General features: G+C 64.8%; 16 protein-coding genes. 9 read left to right on the top strand and 7 right to left on the bottom strand.

All coding sequences use genetic code 11. The features are described from left to right. Positions 1-169 precede the first annotated feature (169 nt). A complete protein-coding gene (gene gyrA, locus CIT40_RS17790) occupies positions 170-2902 on the top strand; it encodes a DNA gyrase subunit A (RefSeq protein ID WP_094890400.1) in 2733 nt (910 codons plus the stop codon). A gap of 133 nt (positions 2903-3035) precedes the next feature. Next, entirely contained in the window at positions 3036-4346 is a 1311-nt protein-coding gene (locus tag CIT40_RS17785; protein WP_414645356.1) for a DUF2254 domain-containing protein, read from the top strand. Positions 4347-4386: 40 nt separating this feature from the next. On the opposite strand, the gene CIT40_RS17780 is transcribed toward CIT40_RS17785, so the two are convergent. Both CIT40_RS17780 and CIT40_RS17775 read right to left on the bottom strand, forming a co-directional pair. Next, positions 4387-6240, bottom strand: a complete 1854-nt coding sequence (locus CIT40_RS17780; RefSeq protein WP_094890399.1) for a potassium transporter Kup — start codon at positions 6238-6240, stop codon at positions 4387-4389. A 181-nt stretch (positions 6241-6421) separates the two neighbouring features. Then, positions 6422-6679: a hypothetical protein gene (locus CIT40_RS17775; protein ID WP_094890398.1), complete on the bottom strand. Its 258-nt coding sequence runs from the start codon at positions 6677-6679 to the stop codon at positions 6422-6424. A gap of 259 nt (positions 6680-6938) precedes the next feature. On the opposite strand from CIT40_RS17775, the gene coaD reads away from it, so the two are divergent. The 5 genes from coaD (at position 6939) to queA (ending at position 10139) form a co-directional block, all read left to right on the top strand. Next, the gene (coaD, locus tag CIT40_RS17770) at positions 6939-7436 is read left to right on the top strand and encodes a pantetheine-phosphate adenylyltransferase (protein ID WP_094890397.1); all 498 of its coding nucleotides are present in this window, start codon (positions 6939-6941) and stop codon (positions 7434-7436) included. Positions 7437-7473: 37 nt separating this feature from the next. Next, positions 7474-8037 (top strand): peptidylprolyl isomerase, encoded by a 564-nt coding sequence (locus CIT40_RS17765; protein WP_094890396.1) that lies wholly within the window; start codon positions 7474-7476, stop codon positions 8035-8037. A gap of 9 nt (positions 8038-8046) precedes the next feature. Then, positions 8047-8472 carry a hypothetical protein gene (locus CIT40_RS17760; protein WP_094890395.1) on the top strand — a complete coding sequence of 142 codons (426 nt, stop codon included), beginning with the start codon at positions 8047-8049 and terminating at the stop codon, positions 8470-8472. Beyond that, on the top strand, positions 8469-8933 hold the full coding sequence (locus CIT40_RS17755) for a peptidylprolyl isomerase (protein WP_028144513.1): 465 nt from the start codon (positions 8469-8471) through the stop codon (positions 8931-8933). Before CIT40_RS17760 ends, CIT40_RS17755 begins: the two co-directional genes overlap by 4 nt. A 138-nt stretch (positions 8934-9071) precedes the next feature. Beyond that, on the top strand, positions 9072-10139 hold the full coding sequence (queA, locus tag CIT40_RS17750; RefSeq protein ID WP_094890394.1) for a tRNA preQ1(34) S-adenosylmethionine ribosyltransferase-isomerase QueA: 1068 nt from the start codon (positions 9072-9074) through the stop codon (positions 10137-10139). 155 nt (positions 10140-10294) lie between these two features. Here queA and CIT40_RS17745 read toward each other — a convergent pair whose 3' ends face one another. From CIT40_RS17745 to CIT40_RS17730, 4 genes are all read right to left on the bottom strand, one after another. Then, positions 10295-11332, bottom strand: coding sequence for an aspartate-semialdehyde dehydrogenase (locus CIT40_RS17745; protein WP_094890393.1), 1038 nt, complete (start codon positions 11330-11332; stop codon positions 10295-10297). A 258-nt stretch (positions 11333-11590) separates the two neighbouring features. Then, positions 11591-12199, bottom strand: coding sequence for a PepSY domain-containing protein (locus CIT40_RS17740; protein WP_162307545.1), 609 nt, complete (start codon positions 12197-12199; stop codon positions 11591-11593). A gap of 251 nt (positions 12200-12450) precedes the next feature. Beyond that, the gene (locus CIT40_RS17735; protein WP_094890391.1) at positions 12451-13197 is read right to left on the bottom strand and encodes a TetR/AcrR family transcriptional regulator; all 747 of its coding nucleotides are present in this window, start codon (positions 13195-13197) and stop codon (positions 12451-12453) included. A 122-nt stretch (positions 13198-13319) separates the two neighbouring features. Then, positions 13320-14504 (bottom strand): patatin-like phospholipase family protein, encoded by a 1185-nt coding sequence (locus tag CIT40_RS17730; RefSeq protein WP_414645355.1) that lies wholly within the window; start codon positions 14502-14504, stop codon positions 13320-13322. Between the two features lie 214 nt (positions 14505-14718). On the opposite strand from CIT40_RS17730, the gene tgt reads away from it, so the two are divergent. After that, positions 14719-15864 (top strand): tRNA guanosine(34) transglycosylase Tgt, encoded by a 1146-nt coding sequence (gene tgt / locus CIT40_RS17725; protein ID WP_094890389.1) that lies wholly within the window; start codon positions 14719-14721, stop codon positions 15862-15864. 15 nt (positions 15865-15879) lie between these two features. Here the strand turns inward: tgt and CIT40_RS17720 are convergent, their stop codons facing one another. Further along, positions 15880-16098 (bottom strand): hypothetical protein, encoded by a 219-nt coding sequence (locus CIT40_RS17720; protein WP_094890388.1) that lies wholly within the window; start codon positions 16096-16098, stop codon positions 15880-15882. A 222-nt stretch (positions 16099-16320) separates the two neighbouring features. Between CIT40_RS17720 and cysK the strand changes: the two genes are divergently transcribed. After that, on the top strand, positions 16321-17298 hold the full coding sequence (cysK, locus tag CIT40_RS17715; protein ID WP_094890387.1) for a cysteine synthase A: 978 nt from the start codon (positions 16321-16323) through the stop codon (positions 17296-17298). Positions 17299-17300: the final 2 nt, after the last annotated feature.

Below are 17300 nucleotides of genomic sequence, written 5' to 3'. Positions count from 1 at the left end.
GAGGGCGATTTCGGAAGGCCTGTTCCGGGCCTATCAAAAATACTCCCCGCAGCGCCGTAAGCTATTGGAAGAATAAGCGGAAAAAGCGCTTCCCAAGACCCTTGCGAGGGTGGTTATCAGGGGCTCGATGCGCTATATGATTCCCAGATAAAACCTCACGGATTTCCCCTTGGCTGACGACGACGACAAGCCCGGCGACCAGCCGGCGAAACCCTCGGATATTCGTCCCGTCTCCATCTTCGAGGAGATGAAGAAGTCCTATCTCGACTATGCCATGAGCGTGATCGTGGCGCGGGCGCTGCCTGATGCCCGTGACGGTCTGAAGCCGGTGCACCGCCGCATCCTGTTCTCGATGAACGAGCAGGGGCACACGCCGGACAAGAAGTACGTCAAATCCGCCCGCGTGGTCGGTGACGTCATCGGTAAGTATCACCCGCACGGCGACCAGTCGATCTACGACGCCATGGTCCGCATGGCGCAGGACTTCTCGATGCGCGTGCCGCTGATCGACGGCCAGGGCAATTTCGGCTCGGTCGACGGCGACCCCCCGGCCGCCTATCGTTACACCGAGGCGCGTCTGACGAAGGCCGCGTTGGCGCTGCTGGCCGATATCGACAAGGACACCGTCGACTTCCAGCCGAACTACGACAACAACGAGACAGAACCGTCGGTTCTGCCGGCCAAGTTCCCGAACCTGCTGGTCAACGGCGCCGGCGGCATCGCGGTCGGCATGGCCACCAACATCCCGCCGCACAATCTCGGCGAGGTCATCGACGCCTGCGTGGCGCTGATCGACAATCCCGCACTCACCATCGACGAACTCATCAACATCGTGCCGGGCCCGGATTTCCCGACCGGCGGCGTCATCCTGGGACGCCAGGGCATCCGCTCGGCCTATCACCTCGGCCGCGGCTCGATCATGATGCGCGGCAAGGTCGCGTTCGAGACGATCCGGAAGGAGCGCGAGGCGATCATCGTCACCGAGATTCCGTATCAGGTGAACAAGGCGACGATGGTCGAACGCATCGCCGAATTGGTCAAGGAAAAGAAGATCGAGGGCATCGGCGACCTGCGCGACGAATCCGACCGCGACGGCTATCGCGTCGTCATCGAGTTGAAACGCGACGCCGTGCCTGACGTGGTGCTGAATCAGCTCTACAGGTTCACGCCGCTGCAGACCAGCTTCGGCGTCAACATGGTGGCGCTCGACAGCGGCCGTCCGCGGATCATGCATCTGAAGGACCTGCTGTCGATCTTCGTCGACTTCCGCGAGCGCGTCGTCACGCGGCGCACCAAGTACCTGCTCGCCAAGGCGCGCGATCGCGCCCACATCCTGGTCGGTCTCGCCATCGCGGTGGCCAATATCGACGAGATGATCCGCGTCATCCGGACCTCGCCGGATCCGACCACCGCGCGCGACACCCTGATGTCGCGCGACTGGCCGGCCCGGGACGTCGAGGACATGCTGACGCTGATCGACGATCCGCGTCACCGCATCAGCGCGGATGGCACCATCCGGCTCTCGATGGAACAGGCGAGGGCCATTCTCGACCTGCGCCTGCAACGCCTCACCGCACTCGGCCGCGACGAAATCCGCGAAGAGCTCGACAAGCTCGCCGGCGAGATCGCCGATTATCTCGATATCCTGCGCTCGCGCGAACGCGTGCTGACCATCATCAAGACCGAGCTCGCCGAGGTGAAGGCCGAGTTCGCCACGCCGCGCCGCACCATCATTATCGAGCAGGAAGGCGAGGTCGAGGACGAGGACCTGATCCAGCGCGAGGACATGGTCGTCACCGTCTCCCATGCCGGCTACGTCAAGCGCGTGCCGCTGTCGGCCTATCGTGCCCAGCGCCGCGGCGGCAAGGGCCGCGCCGGCATGCAGACCCGCGACGAGGACTTCGTCAGCCGTCTGTTCGTGGCCTCCACGCATACGCCCGTGCTGTTCTTCTCCTCGCGCGGCCAGGTCTACAAGGAAAAGGTCTGGCGCCTGCCGATGGCCGCGCCGAACGCGCGCGGCAAGGCGCTGATCAACATCCTGCCGCTGGAGCAGGGCGAGCGCATCACCACCATCATGCCGCTGCCCGAGGATGAATCCACCTGGGGCAATCTCGACGTGATGTTCGCCACCACGGGCGGCAACGTTCGCCGCAACAAGCTGTCCGACTTCGTCGACGTCCGCCGCTCCGGCATCATTGCGATGAAGCTCGACGAGAATGAAGCGATCGTGGATGTGCAGATCTGCACCGAGCACGACGACGTGCTGCTGACCGGCGCCGGCGGCCAGTGCATCCGCTTCCCGGTCCCCGACGTGCGCGTGTTCACAGGGCGGACCTCGATGGGCGTGCGCGGCATCGCGCTCGGCGAAGGCGACAAGGTGATCTCGCTGGCGATCCTGCGCCACGTCGAGAGCAGTTCGGACGAGCGCTCGGCCTATTTGAAGATGCGCCGCGCGGTCGCGGGCGAATCCGCCGCCGAAGAGGCCGCTGCGGACAGCGAGACCGAGGAGACCTCCGGCAGTTTCCAACTCTCGCAGGAGCGTTACGCCGAGATGTCGGCGCAGGAGCAGGTCGTGCTGACCGTCTCCGTCAACGGCTTCGGCAAGCGGACCTCGTCGTACGAGTACCGCACCACCGGGCGCGGCGGCAAAGGCATCGTCGCCATGAGCGTCAACAACCGCAACGGTAATCTGGTCGCCTCGTTCCCGGTGGAGGACGCCGATCAGATCATGCTGGTCACCGACAAGGGCCAGCTGATCCGCTGCCCGGTCGAAGGCATCCGCATCGCCGGCCGCTCGACCCAGGGCGTGATCGTGTTCGACACCGCCGAGGACGAGCACGTCGTGTCGGTCGAGCACATCACTGAGGAGGCCGAAAGCGGCAACGGCGCGAACGGGGAGTAACGATTGTCGAGGCGGGTTCGCCCGCCTCGGTGCTTCTCAGTTGTACGGGCGCCGCTTGCTGTGAATAGGAGAGCCGCGGTGCGGGTCTCCTATGCCGCTCGGCGAGCGAAGTCGATCTGACAGGAAAGACACGGTGCTGACTGCGCGACTTCGCAAACTGATGGACGATCTGGCAGAAACATTCTGGCTGCTTCCTGCCTTGATTGTATTCATCGGTGCGTTATCCGCAGCAGGTCTGGTCCAGCTTGACCGCAGCGGAATTCTCCCACGCTGGTTGTTGGAAGGTTGGTTGTATGACGGTGGGGCGACCGGCGCCCGCACTCTGCTCGGCGCGGTAGCGTCCTCGACCATCGGGGTTGCCGGCACTTCGTTCTCGATCACTATCGCAGCGCTTTCTCTGGCCGCAGGGCAGATGGGCCCGCGACTGCTGCGCAATTTCACAAGGGATCGCGGCAATCAGCTTACGCTCGGCATTTTCCTCGGGACGTTTTGCTACTCGCTGATCGTGCTTCGCAGCGTGCGCACCCAGGACGAGGGGGCTTTCATCCCCCATCTCTCGCTCACCATCGCCATCATCCTGGCGTTTGTGTGCGTGGCGACGCTGGTTTATTTCGTCGGACACATGGCTGGCCGCATCAACGTTGATACGGTCATCGAACTCGTGAGCGACGAGGTTCAGTCGGCCATTGTGAGGCTGACGACGGACAAGAAGCCTGCAGCGCCGCCTCCCACTGAGTTTTGGAGGCACGGAGTTGCCATCAATGATTCGAGGCAAGGCTACCTCCAGCACATCGACGATCAGGGGCTTGCGGATTGGGCAGCCAGCCACAACACGGCGATACGGCTTCTCCTGCGACCGGGCCACTACGTATTCCCGGGGGCGCCGATTGCAATTGTCGTGCCTCAGGTCGAGGGGGCAGACGCGGCGATCCAGGACGCAACAGCCCTGGGACCACAGCGTGTCAGTTCGGCGGATCTCGAATTTGCAGTCAGGCAGCTGGTCGAAGTCGCCGTGCGTGCTTTGTCGCCGGGCATAAATGATCCTCATACTGCAATGAGCGCGCTCGACCGGCTTGGTGGAGCCCTTTGTCAGCTTGTCCCGCTGCATCTGCCAACCGGGGTTGTGACCCGCGACGACCGGCCGACCCTTGTGGTGCCGAGCATACAGTATGAGGGCCTCCTCAATGCCATGTTCCACATGATCCGCCAGAACGCCGCGGCCAACGCCGCCGTTCTCATTCGCATGCTGAATGTGTTGACCGCCGTCGTCAGCGCCGAACGCGACGGCTCCCGCATGGCGAGCCTCAAGCTTCATGCCGATCTGATCGTCGGCGACGCTCGTCGCAACATTACCGCTCCGTCCGACGTTCAAGACGTCGAGCGGCGCTACGCCGCCTTTTTGGCAACGCAGAATGGCGGTCCGCTCGGCGAGCTCAAGAGATGAACAAAGCTTGACCAGGGCTGGTGCGACAGCAGTCGACGCATCAGATCTCCAGCTCCGTGCCGAACTCCACCACCTGCTTGGTCGGCACGCCGAAGAAAGCGGCGGAGCGTTCGGCGTTGCGCTGCAGGAAGGCGAACACCGTTTCGCGCCAGACCCACATGCCCGGCACGTCCTCGCGCGGAATGATGGTCTCACGGCCGACGTAATAGGTGATGTCGGAGAGGTCGATGCCGGGTAGCTTGCCCTGCCGGCAGGTCAGCGTCAGCCCCTCATAGATCGTCGGGTTCTGCATGAAGCCGTAATGCAGGATCACGCGGGTGATGCCGGGGATGATCTCGATCACCTCGGCGCGCTCCTCCTCGGGGATGTGCGGAAGCTCCTCGATCAGCACGGTGACCAGCAGCACGCGTTCGTGCAGCACGCGGTTGTGCTTGACGAATTGCGTCAGGGCCAGCGGCACGCCCTTCGGCGCTGCCGCCAGGAACGCGGCCGTGCCGGGCAGTCGCGCACTGCACTTGTTGACGGCGGTCTCGATCAAATCCTCTTCCGGCTGGCGCAGCTTCGCGCGCGCCGTCTCGACCAGCTTCACGCCGGCGCGCCAGGTCAGCATCAGGAAAGCGACAATCGCCGCGAGCAGCAGCGGAAACCAGCCGCCCTCGAACAGCTTGATCGAGTTGGCCGAGAAGAAGATCAAATCGATCACGAAGAAGAAGCCGTTGACCGCAACGACGAGCCATGGCGAAAACCCCCACTGGATCGCGAGCAACGCGGCCAGCAGGGTGGTGATCGCCATCAGCAGCGACACCGCGATGCCGTAGGCGCCGGCCAGCGCGTCCGAGGTGCCGAAGCTCAGGACCGCGCCAAGCGTCGCAGCGGCGAGCAGCCAGTTCACCAGCGGCACGTAGATCTGGCCGATGGCGTCGCTCTGGGTGTGGCGGATCTGCATGCGCGGCAGGAAGCCGAGCTGGATCGACTGCTGGGTCAGCGAAAACACGCCGGAGATGATCGCCTGCGAGGCGATCACGGTCGCCACGGCCGAGAACGCGACCAGCGGATAGTGCAGGGCGTCGGGGCAGAGCTGGAAGAACGGGTTCTCGATCATGGTGGGATCGGTGATGAGCAGCGCGGCCTGCCCGAAATAGTTCAGCACCAGCGCCGGCAGGCAGATCGCGAACCAGGCCAGCCGGATCGGGAAGCGGCCGAAATGTCCCATGTCGGCGTACATGGCCTCGCCGCCTGTTACCGCCAGGAAGGCCGCTCCGAGGATGGCGAAGGAGACGTGAAAATCCTGATGGATCAGGAAGTCGAAGGCATAGAGCGGACTCAGGGCCGCCAGCACTGCCGGCGCCTTGACGATGCCGTGGATGCCGAGCGCCGCGAGCACGACGAACCAGGCCAGCATCACCGGTCCGAAGATGCGGCCGATGAAGCCGGTGCCCTGCTTCTGCATCATGAACAGGCCGATCAGGATGGCGACGGTCACGGGCACCACGGCGGGCGCAAGCGAGGGGGCGTCGACCTTGAGTCCCTCGATGGCTGAGAGCACCGAGATGGCCGGCGTGATCGCACCGTCGCCATAGAGCAGCGCGGCGCCGACGAGCCCGACGACGAGCAGATGGGCGCGCCAGGTCCCGGGCTGGGCGTGGCGGGCATGCAGCAGCGCCAGCAGGGCGACGATGCCGCCTTCGCCGCGGTTGTCCGCGCGAAGGATCAGCAGCGCATATTTCAGCGAGATGATCAGCAGCAGGGCCCAGAAGATCAGCGAGGCAACGCCCAGGACAGCCTCGGGGGTGACCGTTGCGCCGTGGGCGGCCGCCTTGGCGGCTTCCTTCAGGGCATAGAGCGGGCTGGTACCGATATCGCCATAAACCACCCCGAGGGCGCCCATGGTCATTGCTATCGGCAGCGGGGCGGGCGGATGGCCGGAAGCGACAGCGGGCGTACTGGACAAGCGCAACCCCCCGATGGGATCGCGCCCGACGGGCCATTCCGCCGGGGCGCGAGCATCACGCAGTCTGCGACGGGACGTCGCAAAACTCCATCGGGATTATGTGACGTGAAGCTGACAGGCCAGCCTACGGGGTCCGGTTCGCGGTCACGAGACGCGCCTCGCGAACATTCGCCTTGGTGCCGGCCTTGCGCAGGCACGAGGCCTCGAAATTCGGCCAGGCCTGCTGCGAGCAATCCTTGCCGATGGTGCGGATATCGAGCCGGTCGCTTTTGGCCAGAGGCTGCGGCACGCTGGCCTCGACGCTGGGGGCAAAGCCCGGCAGGAGGGTGAGGGCGGCGGCGACACACGCAGACAGAGCGATCGCTGAGAGAGCCTTGATCATTTGACAGTCCCCTGTGATGCGGCCGCCTACGCCCAGTTTGCGGCCCGTCGTTCGTTGGCCGGATTAGTAACCATGGCCAGTTTCCGGACGTCTTCGCCGGCACGGAAAATGGTTTCGTGTCCGCGCCCCTTTGTTTCGTGGTCGCCCGAGGGACGAAACAAAGGGCCCATTGCCGGCGCGATCGGCGGGATTTTTCGGTGGGATTGGCTGGGGAACCCGCCCGGCTTGCCGGGCCGGGCCGGGCGCGGTAGGAGGAGCCATGCCGCGCATTGCCTTCTATCCCGGTTCCTTCGACCCCATCACCAACGGCCATCTGGATGTGGTCCGGCACAGCGTTTCGCTGTGCGACCGGCTCGTGGTCGCGATCGGGGTCCACCCCGGCAAGAAGCCGCTGTTCTCGACCGAGGAGCGGCTGCAGATGCTCCATGACGTCTGCGGGCCGCTGGCGGCCCAGGCCGGCTGCGTGCTCGAAGCGGTGACGTTCGATGATCTGGCGGTCACGGCGGCGCGCAAGCACGGTGCCACTATCATGATCCGGGGTCTGCGCGACGGCACCGATCTCGACTACGAAATGCAGCTCGCCGGCATGAACGGGGCCATGGCGCCCGAGGTGCATACGGTGTTCCTGCCGGCCTCTCCCATGGTCCGCCCGATCACCGCCACTTTGGTGCGTCAGATCGCCGGCATGGGCGGGGACGTCTCGGCCTTCGTCCCGCCGCAGGTTGCGGCACAGCTCAAGGCAAAATTCGCCGCGTAGCGGCGCACTTCCTCTTCATCTCTGATCCGGAGTTGTCATGATCCGAATTCTCGCAGTTCTTGCCGCGCTTCTCTTCGCGGTGCCGGCGGTGGCGCAGCAATTGCCGGCCAACCTCGACAAGGCCAACGCCATCGTCATCGACACGACCAAGGGCCGCATCGTCATCAAGCTGCGGACCGACATCGCGCCCCACCATGCCGAGCGCATCAAGCAGCTGGCGCGTGAGGGCTTCTACAACAACGTGCCGTTCCATCGCGTCATGGACGGCTTCATGGCCCAGACCGGCGACGGACAGAACTTCAACGGCACCGGCGGATCGAAATATCCGAACCTGAAGCAGGAATTCTCCAAGGTGCATTTCGCCCGCGGCATCGTCGGGATGGCCCGGCGCGGCGACAGCGTCGACACCGCCAACTCGCAATTCTTCATCATGTTCGCTGACGGCGGCAGCCTCGATAACCAGTACACCGTGATCGGTGAGGTCGTGCAGGGCATGGACGTCGTCGACAAGCTGAAGAAGGCTCCTCCCGGCTCTGCCGGCGGCGCGGTGACCGATCCCGACAAGATGGTGAAGGTGCAGGTCGCCTCCGACATCAAATAGGAGATCGCGATGGCGCACTGTGGCGACAAGCTTCTGCTGGTTGCTGCATTGCTGCTGTTCGGCGTGTCCGGTGCGGCCGCCGAGGATGGGCAGGTCAACACCATCCAGGACATCTTCCGGCATCTGCGGATTTGCTGGAGACCGCCGCCGCCTTCCAAGGCCCGCCCGCTCGACATCACCGTCGTCGTGAGCTTTAACCGGTCCGGCGACATTCTGGGCCATCCGAGGATCTCCTATGAATCCGCGGAGGCTACCGACAATGACCGGCTGCAATACCGGATCGCGGTGATGGAGGCGTTGCAACGCTGCACGCCGATGCCATTTACCGAGGCAATGGCGGGCGCTGCCGCGGGACGTCCATTCGCGATCCAGTTCCGTAGCCGCAAAACGTCACCCGACAAGACTTCACCTCAAACGCAAGAGAGACGAGCATGAGCGCCACCGAAAACACCCTGATCCTCGAGACCACGCAGGGCCCCGTCACCATCGAGATGCGGCCCGATCTCGCACCCGGCCATGTCGCGCGCATCAAGGAACTGGTCCGTGAGGGCTTCTACGACGGCATCGTGTTCCACCGCGTGATCGACGGCTTCATGGCGCAGACCGGCTGCCCGCAGGGCACCGGCACCGGCGGCTCCGGCAAGAAGCTGAAGGCCGAGTTCAACAAGGAGCCGCATGTACGCGGCACCACGTCGATGGCGCGCGCCGCCAGTCCCGATTCCGGCGACAGCCAGTTCTTCATCTGCTTCGACGACGCCCGCTTCCTCGACAACCAGTACACGGTGTGGGGCAAGGTCACCGAGGGCATGGAGAACGTCGACAAGATCAAGCGCGGCGAGCCCGTGCAGAACCCCGACAAGATCGTCAAGGCGCGGATGGCGGCTGATGCTGAGTAAGCGCCTTTGCGGCTGTCATGCCCCGCGCAGGCGGGGCATCCAGTAATCACCGGCGGTGGTGACGACTACGATCGTGAGTACTGGATCGCCCGCCCCAGTGCGCAGTGCGCACAAGGCGGGCGATAGCAGAAGCTGGACATGCGCACCGACCTGTTCGATTTCGACCTGCCCGCCGAGCGCATCGCCTTGCGCCCGGCGAGCCCGCGCGACTCCGCCAGGATGCTGGTCGTGGAGAACGGCGGCTTGCGCGACCAGACCATCGCCGACCTCCCGCAATGGCTGAAGCCAGGTGACCAGCTCGTCGTCAACGACACCAAGGTGATCGCGGCGCAATTGAAGGGCCGCCGCATCGGCCGCGAGACCGAGCCGAAGATCGAGGCGACGCTGATCAAACGGCTCGACGGCTCGCGCTGGCAGGCGCTGGTGAAGCCGGCGAAGAAGCTCACGGCCGGCGACCGCATCCGCTTCGGCAATGAGGGCAAGGTCTGCCTGCTCGGCCATCTCGATGCCGAGGTTGAAGCCAAGGGCGGCGACGGCGAGGTGACGCTGTCGTTCTCGTTTCACGGCCCGGCGCTGGACCAGGCCATCGCCGATCTCGGCAACCCGCCGCTGCCACCCTACATCGCCTCCAAGCGCATGCCCGACGAGCAGGACCTCGCCGACTACCAGACCATGTTTGCGGTTAACGAAGGCGCGGTGGCAGCACCCACCGCGGGCCTGCATTTCACTCCGGCGCTGGAGCAGGCGCTGCGCGACCGCGGCGTCGGCGTCAACCGCGTGACGCTGCATGTCGGGGCAGGGACCTTCCTGCCGGTCAAAGTCGACGATACCGAAGGCCACAAGATGCACGCCGAGTGGGGCACGATCTCCGCCGAGACGGCGGAGCGCCTCAACGGCGCACGGAAGAACGGCGGCCGCATCGTCGCCGTCGGCACCACGTCATTGCGGCTGCTCGAGAGCGCCACGCGCGAGGACGGCACGATTCAGCCGTTCGCGGCCGAGACCTCGATCTTCATCACGCCCGGCTATCGCTTCCGTGCGGTCGATGTCCTGATGACGAATTTCCATTTGCCGAAGTCGACGCTGTTCATGCTGGTGTCGGCGTTCTCTGGGCTGGAGACGATGCAGCATGCCTATGCGCATGCGATCGCGAGCGGATACCGGTTCTATTCGTACGGCGATGCGTGCCTGTTGTTTCGGGCGTAGCGCAATCGATCACCGTCACCCTGAGGTGCTCGCCTCTTCGGCGAGCCTCGAAGGGCGACGGCCACGCTGCCGCGTCCCGCCCGTGCATCCTTCGAGGCTCCCCCAGCGCTGCTTTGCAGCGCTGGGCTCGCACCTCAGGATGACGGGTGAGTGCGTTACGCCATCACCCGCTGCGGCAGCAGCTCCGCGATCTGCACTGCGTTCAGCGCCGCGCCCTTGAGCAGTTGATCCGCCGCCACGAACATCGAGATCGAATGCCCTGAGGGATCGCTCAGATCCTTGCGGATGCGGCCGACCAGGACGTCGTCCTGGCCCGAGGCGTCGATCGGCATCGGGAAGTAGTTCCTGGCGCGGTCGTCGACCACCTTCACGCCGGATGCCCGGGCCATGATGGCGCGGACCTGGTCCTCGTCGATCGGCTTCTCGCATTCGAAGGTGATGGCCTCGCAATGGGCGCGCAGCACCGGCACGCGTACGCAGGTGACGCCGATGGCGATCTCGTCGTCCTCGAAGATCTTGCGGGTCTCCTTGATGACCTTGGTCTCTTCGTCGTTGTAGCCGGTATCAGGATCGATCGCCGTGTTGTGGTTGAAGAGGTTGAAGGCATAGGGATGCGGCATCACCTTCGGCGCATAGACCTGCCCGTTGAGATTGGCGCGGGTCGACTCGACCAGCTCCTCCATCGCGGCGGCGCCGGCGCCGGACGCGGCCTGGTAGGTCGAGATGATGACGCGCTTGATGCGGTTCTTCTGGTGGATCGGCCACAGCGGCACCAGGGCGGTGATGGCGGCGCAATTCGGGTTGGCGATGATGCCCTTGTGGTCGCGTATGCGGTTGGCGTTGATCTCGGGGATCACCAGCGGCACGTTCGGATCCATGCGGAAGGCGGAGGAATTGTCGATCACGACCGCGCCGGACTTGACTGCGATGGGTGCGAACTTCTTCGAGATGCTGCCGCCGGCGGAGAACAGCGCGATATCGACGCCTTCGAAAGAGCGCTCGGTCAGCTCCTCGATGACGACGTCCTTGCCCCGGAACGACACCGTCTTGCCGGCCGAGCGGGCGCTGGCCAGCGCCTTCAGCTTGCTGATGCGAAAGCCGCGCTTGTCCATGGTGGCGATGAATTCGGCGCCCACCGCACCGGTGACGCCGACAATCGCGACGACGGGATCGTTACTCACTTTGTCCTCCATTGCGTTTGAAATCTAGACAACAAAAAAGCCCCGGACCATCATGGGCGGGGCTTCGGTAGAGTGGATTGCGTTCTAGTCGACGACTACGCGCGCACGCCTCCCCGGGCCCCTGAGGCCGTGGTGGTTTTGGTCGTGCGTTTGGTGGTCGTGAACATGGCGGCGACTTATGCGGGAGAGTTTTGCGCCCGTCAATGGCCTTTCACCCCGGTCGATGCCGGGGCCGGACTTCCGCTATTGGGCACCGCTATTTCGCACCTGCTATTTCGTCTTGGCGCCCGGCGGTTCGAGGGTGACCTCCTTGAGATCGTCGCCACTGACGACGACGATCGAAAAATTCAGCCGGCCGCGTTCGCGCACCAGCCCGCCGCTGATCGCCTTGCCCGAGGCGGCGCGTTCGGCGACGCGCACGGCCTCGGCCAGGCGGTGCCTGATCGCACCGAGCGCCGCGAGGTTGTCACGGTCCTCGTGGTCGAGCTCGGCGAGGGGAAGTGCGGCTTCGCCGCCGACGAGTTCGCCGGTCGTCGCATTGATGGTGTGGCGCCAGATCCGGTCGTTGTGCAGGGTCTTCACCCGATACACCGGCATTCCGGAGGCCCCGTCGAAACTCACATCCGCCGTGGTGGCGCCGGCGTGCCGGGCTTCGGCAATCGACATCGCCTGGCTGATGGAGATCGACGAACTGCGGAAGCGCTCGATCTCGCGGCTGATGGCCCGGCGGTCGGCCTCGGCATCACCATCTGTGTCGCTGTGAAAGGCGTTGGCGGTCGGCGTGCCAGCGGAGACGATTGCCCGGGCCGGTGCGGCGATGAGGAGCGCGGACAAGGCGGTCGCAAGCAATTGCGAGACATGTCGTCTGGCTGTCGTCATGCTCGAAACCCTCGGCCAGCGAGTGTGCCGGATGATCGTAAAGAATTCGCGGCCGGCCTTGGGCGTCGGCCGGCCGCGGAACGTCGTGGCAGGGCTGTACCCGGCACGGCGATCTAGCGGTACGGGCCACCTTTGGGGCTGGTGAAAAAAGCGGTCCGTATCGCTTGTAACTAAACCATACCGTATCGTTTTATTTTGGTCAACGGCGCAGGCAGGTCCACGGGGGGAAAGCAGGTAATCTCACGGAATTGTCAGCGCGTGGGGCGTCGCCGCGATGAGCCTTTGGTGGTGTCCTGGACGCGGTCGGCAGGTCCCAGCGCACCGGCGAGGAACAGCTTGATGGCCGCGCGCATGCGCTTCTCGGCGGGCTTCATCTCGAGCGCCGTTCCGAACGTCGCCAAGCGGTGGGTGTGACCGACGACCACGTCGAGAAACACCTCGGCGGCAATGGTGGTGTCCTCGACGTCGAGCGCGCCCTGCGCCACCAGACGGTCGAAGAAGCGCGCGGTGGTGTCGACCGCCTTGAGCCAGCCTTCCTCCTTGCCGAGCTTGGCGACGTCGGGGAAGTTGATGGCCTGCGACGTCATCATGCGGCTGAACGCGACGGCGTCGGGCCCGCAGGTGAACGTCAGCATCTCGCGCCCGATCTCGACCAGGCGCTGCTCGACCGAGATGTCGGAGGCGCTGGAGAGCTGCGTCTCGGCGGCGGCCGACAGCGGCGCAAGCCAGCGTGCGATCTCGCGCCTCAGCACGGCGGCAAACAGGCCGCGCTTGTCGCCATAGCGGGAATAGACGGTGGGTTTGCTGACCCGGGCCGCTTCCGCGACCGCGTCGAGCGAGGTGGCATCGAAGCCGCGGTCCAGGAATAGCCGGGTGGCGACCTCGATCAGCCGCTGGTCGCGCTCGATGGCCGCGGATTTCGTCGGCCGGCCGCCACGGGATTTCGGTACCTCGCGCCGCGGCACAGCCGGTTTTGTCCTGGTCGCAGTCAATCCCATGCCCACTGATTCCTGCGCGTTTCTGACAGTCGTTTCTATATCGCGCAGGAGCCGGGGCGTCATGGCGAATCTGGCCGAATTGGCCGTATCGTCAACTGTTTCGGCCGGCGCCTCGTTCCGTCTCACGGCACCGTCGAGCTCCAGGCCTGACCGGCAGCGGCCTTGTCATATCCGTATTGGTAGAGCGCCCGCATGTAGCCGGTGTCGAATCCTTCCGAGGGCGGCGCCGGGTACTCGCGTGCGATGTAGGAGAGGTGGAAGCCGAGACGGTTGCGCTTGGCGAAATCATAGGTCGAGAAGATGATCGAGCGCGTCTGCGACTGGGTGATCGCTGACAGGCTGCGCGAGGCGACGTCGATGGTGCCGTTGGAGACGAGCTCGAAATTGCGTTCGATCTTCTTGTTGACGAGGATGTAGATGTCCATCTTCGCGCTGCCCGGCAGCCGGCTGCCTTGGAACAGCAGGGCTTCCGGCAGCGTCAGCACCGGGGCGGTCACGCCGCCGTCGACATGCATCTCCTGAAACTTGCGGCCCTCGCCCTCGGCGTCGATCATGATCGGCGGAAATACCAGGGGAATACTGGCGGAGGCCGCCATCACGTCGCGAAACAGTTTGAGCGCCTGGGGCGTGCCGACCGCGGCGATCTTGCCCATGTCCCAGATCGCGGTGCGCTGGGTGTCGAGATCGGTCGTCACCACAAGCAGCTTCCGGCCCTTGGCATTCTCGCGCGCGACTTGCGCCATGACCTCCGGCCCGACATAGCGCGCCACCAGCTCGCGCAGCCGCGTGTTGCCGAACAGGCCGGATCCGAACAGCACGCGCATGATGCTCGGATCGCTCAACAGGCTCTCGGCGATGCCGCTGGTATAGACCTCCTTCAGCGTGTCGTCGTATTGCGAGCCGAGATACGCAAACGGCGCGATCAGGCCGCCGGTGCTCACGCCCGAGACGACGGAGAAGGTGGGGCGGGTTCGGGCCGCGCTCCAGCCGTTGAGAACGCCGACGCCGTAAGCGCCATCGGCACCGCCGCCGGACAGCGCCAGATAGGACTTCGTTGCGGTGCCGGTGTCCTTCTCGTAGCTGAATTTGGTGACGGGGTCGTTGGCGTAGCGCCGGAGGCCGTCGATATCGAGCACGCGCGACGTGCTGGCTTCCGCGGCTGTGTAGGGCGTGCGGGGCAGGGAAGTGCAGGCGCCGAGCGCCAGGCTGCACGTCAGAAGCTGAAATGCGGTCAGGCGTGCGCCTGCCTGTCTTTTCCGGCCGGGCGAGCGGCCGGACTTGTCAGTCGAACCTGAAGGGAAGGGCATTGTCGGTGGCTGGCGATCACGCATCTACCGCCGCCGGCAATTTGCCGCGGCATCTCGTCCAGCCCCACCGGTAAAACTACACGGTATCGTTTTGTTTAGCAAGGGCCGCGGCGCGAAATGACTGCGTCAGTTCTGTCCCAGTCTGAGGCACGGGGTGCCAGAGCGCGGACCGGGCGGGTTGATCGGCTTCCTCTGACACGCAATAAGCACGGCCATGAATCCGAACCATGATCTTCCCAATCACTTTGAATTGCTCGGCACCGACGGCGCCGCGCGCACCGGGCGCCTGACCACGCCTCACGGCGTGGTGCGCACGCCCGCCTTCATGCCGGTCGGTACCGCCGGTGCGATGAAGGGCATGCACTGGCGCGAGGTGCGCGATGCCGGCGCCGACATCGTGCTCGGCAACACCTATCATTTGATGCTGCGTCCGAGCGCCGAGCGGATCGCAGCGCTCGGGGGCCTGCAGAAATTCACCGGCTGGAACGGGCCGATGCTGACGGATTCCGGCGGCTTCCAGGTGATGTCGCTGTCGGACCTGCGGAAGGTCACCGAGAACGCCGTCACTTTCCGCTCGCATATCGACGGCGCCAAGGTAGAGCTGTCGCCGGAGCGCTCGATCGAGGTGCAGCGCCTGCTCGGCTCCGACATCGCGATGCAGATGGACGAGTGCGTACGGTTGCCGGCGGAGCGCGCCGACATCGAGCGCGCCATGCAATTGTCGCTGCGCTGGGCCGAGCGCAGCAAGCGCGCCTTCGAGAGCGCGCCCGACGGTTACATGCTGTTCGGCATCGTGCAGGGCGGCGACGTGCCAGAGCTTCGCCATGCGAGCGCGCAGGGCCTCGTCGCGATCGGCTTCCATGGTTATGCGATCGGCGGCCTCGCCGTCGGCGAGCCGCAGGCGGTGATGCTGGCGATGATCGACGAGACCGCACCATTGCTGCCGAAACAGCGCCCGCGTTATCTGATGGGCGTCGGCACGCCCGACGACATCCTCGAGGCCGTCAAGCGCGGCATCGACATGTTCGATTGCGTGATGCCGACCCGCAATGGCAGGCACGGCGTCGCCTTCACGCGCTTCGGTCAGGTGAATTTGCGCAATGCGCGCCACGCCGACGATCCCCGTCCGCTCGATGAGGAGAGCTCATGGCCGTCGGCGCGCACCTGTGCGCGCGCCTATCTGCATCATCTCGTCAAGGCGGGCGAGACGCTCGGGGCGATGCTGCTGTCCGAAATCAATATCGCCTACTACCAGTTCCTGATGCAGGGCATCAGGGACGCGATCGCGCAGGGAAGGTTCGAGGAGTTCTATCAACGGACGCGCGCGGACTGGGCGAGGGGCGATATCGCCCCGCGCTAGATCAATGGTCCAGACTCAATTGCACACGATCCGCTGCTTGACGGCGTGCTTGGTGACGAAGCCGTAGCCGCAATTGTCGCAGGTCCAGAGATAGCTGATGACGTGGTCCGAGACATAGGCGGATGCTTCGGCGGCGACCATGGAGTCGGCGCAGACGGGACAGGTCGGCAACTCGCTGCAACGCGGATCACGCCTTAGCGCTACGGTCGACATCACTTCAGCGACTGCTGACATCGTGGTGACCTCCCTGCTTCGAGACCTAAGTCTAACATAAGCAGAATCAGTTGACGAGGTCGCAACACAAATGCGTTGGTTTTCTGCTAATTAAGGCTCACGCGATTTTGCGATGCAGCGTATTTAACATGTGCCGCATTCTCGCTTGCGTGTCGCCACAGGCTGTCCGTAACTGCGCAAGAGCCGCGACAGAAGTGAAGTTTGTCGCCACAGGAGTTCGTCATGGACGCATCGTCCACCACTGGTGCAGCGCACCAACCCGGCCGCGGCCGGATCTATGACTCGATCGTCGACGCTTTCGGCAATACGCCGACCGTGCGGTTGCGCCGGCTGCCCGGCATGCACGGCGTGAATGCGACCATTTTGGCAAAACTTGAATATTTCAATCCTGCCGCGAGCGTGAAGGACCGCATCGGCGTGGCCATGATCATCGCGATGGAGAAGGCGGGTATCGTCAAGCCGGACACCGTGTTGATCGAGCCGACCTCCGGCAATACCGGCATCGCGCTCGCCTTCGTGGCGGCTTCGCGCGGCTACCGGCTCAAGCTGGTGATGCCGGAATCGATGTCGATCGAGCGGCGCAAGATGCTGGCTTTTCTCGGTGCCGAACTGGTGCTGACGCCGGCGGCGCAGGGCATGAAGGGCGCGATTGCCGCCGCCGAGGAGCTCGTGAAGACGACGCCGAACGCGGTGATGCCGCAGCAGTTCAAGAACCTCGCCAATCCCGAGGTGCACCGCCGCACCACCGCGGAGGAGATCTGGAACGACACCGGCGGCAATATCGATTTCTTCGTGGCCGGCGTCGGCACCGGCGGCACTATCACCGGCGTCGGCCAGGTGCTCAAGCCGCGCAAGGCCGACTTGCGCGTCGTCGCGGTCGAGCCGGAGGAGAGCCCGGTGCTGTCGGGCGGACAACATACGCCGCACAAGATCCAGGGCATCGGCGCCGGCTTCGTTCCTGACATCCTCGACCGCGCCGTGATCGACGAGATCGTGAAGATCAACTCGACGACGGCGATCGAGACCTCGCGCGCGCTGGCGCGGCACGAGGGCATTCCGGGCGGCATCTCCTCGGGCGCCGCGATCGCCGCCGCACTCGAGATCGGCAAGCGGCCGGAAGCGGCGGGAAAGACCATTCTGGCGATCGTACCGTCCTTCTCCGAGCGGTATCTTTCGACAGCATTGTTTGAGGGAATCTAACG

It is taken from the genome of Bradyrhizobium amphicarpaeae, from assembly GCF_002266435.3.
Classification (GTDB): domain Bacteria; phylum Pseudomonadota; class Alphaproteobacteria; order Rhizobiales; family Xanthobacteraceae; genus Bradyrhizobium; species Bradyrhizobium amphicarpaeae.
The sequence above is the reverse complement of the archived record's forward strand: the minus strand, read 5'-3'. Positions and strand labels throughout refer to the sequence as shown.

What these genes read in the sequence shown, in the direction of transcription:
- CIT40_RS17740 (WP_162307545.1), bottom strand. Translation starts at nt 12,199, where the DNA reads ATGACGACAGCCAGACGACATGTCTCGCAATTGCTTGCGACCGCCTTG.
- tgt (WP_094890389.1), top strand. Translation starts at nt 14,719, where the DNA reads ATGAATCCGAACCATGATCTTCCCAATCACTTTGAATTGCTCGGCACC.
- CIT40_RS17745 (WP_094890393.1), bottom strand. Translation starts at nt 11,332, where the DNA reads ATGGAGGACAAAGTGAGTAACGATCCCGTCGTCGCGATTGTCGGCGTC.
- CIT40_RS17780 (WP_094890399.1), bottom strand. Translation starts at nt 6,240, where the DNA reads ATGACCATGGGCGCCCTCGGGGTGGTTTATGGCGATATCGGTACCAGC.
- coaD (WP_094890397.1), top strand. Translation starts at nt 6,939, where the DNA reads ATGCCGCGCATTGCCTTCTATCCCGGTTCCTTCGACCCCATCACCAAC.
- CIT40_RS17765 (WP_094890396.1), top strand. Translation starts at nt 7,474, where the DNA reads ATGATCCGAATTCTCGCAGTTCTTGCCGCGCTTCTCTTCGCGGTGCCG.
- cysK (WP_094890387.1), top strand. Translation starts at nt 16,321, where the DNA reads ATGGACGCATCGTCCACCACTGGTGCAGCGCACCAACCCGGCCGCGGC.
- CIT40_RS17775 (WP_094890398.1), bottom strand. Translation starts at nt 6,679, where the DNA reads ATGATCAAGGCTCTCTCAGCGATCGCTCTGTCTGCGTGTGTCGCCGCC.
- CIT40_RS17735 (WP_094890391.1), bottom strand. Translation starts at nt 13,197, where the DNA reads ATGGGATTGACTGCGACCAGGACAAAACCGGCTGTGCCGCGGCGCGAG.
- CIT40_RS17755 (WP_028144513.1), top strand. Translation starts at nt 8,469, where the DNA reads ATGAGCGCCACCGAAAACACCCTGATCCTCGAGACCACGCAGGGCCCC.
- CIT40_RS17760 (WP_094890395.1), top strand. Translation starts at nt 8,047, where the DNA reads ATGGCGCACTGTGGCGACAAGCTTCTGCTGGTTGCTGCATTGCTGCTG.
- queA (WP_094890394.1), top strand. Translation starts at nt 9,072, where the DNA reads ATGCGCACCGACCTGTTCGATTTCGACCTGCCCGCCGAGCGCATCGCC.
- CIT40_RS17720 (WP_094890388.1), bottom strand. Translation starts at nt 16,098, where the DNA reads ATGTCAGCAGTCGCTGAAGTGATGTCGACCGTAGCGCTAAGGCGTGAT.
- CIT40_RS17730 (WP_414645355.1), bottom strand. Translation starts at nt 14,504, where the DNA reads ATGCCCTTCCCTTCAGGTTCGACTGACAAGTCCGGCCGCTCGCCCGGC.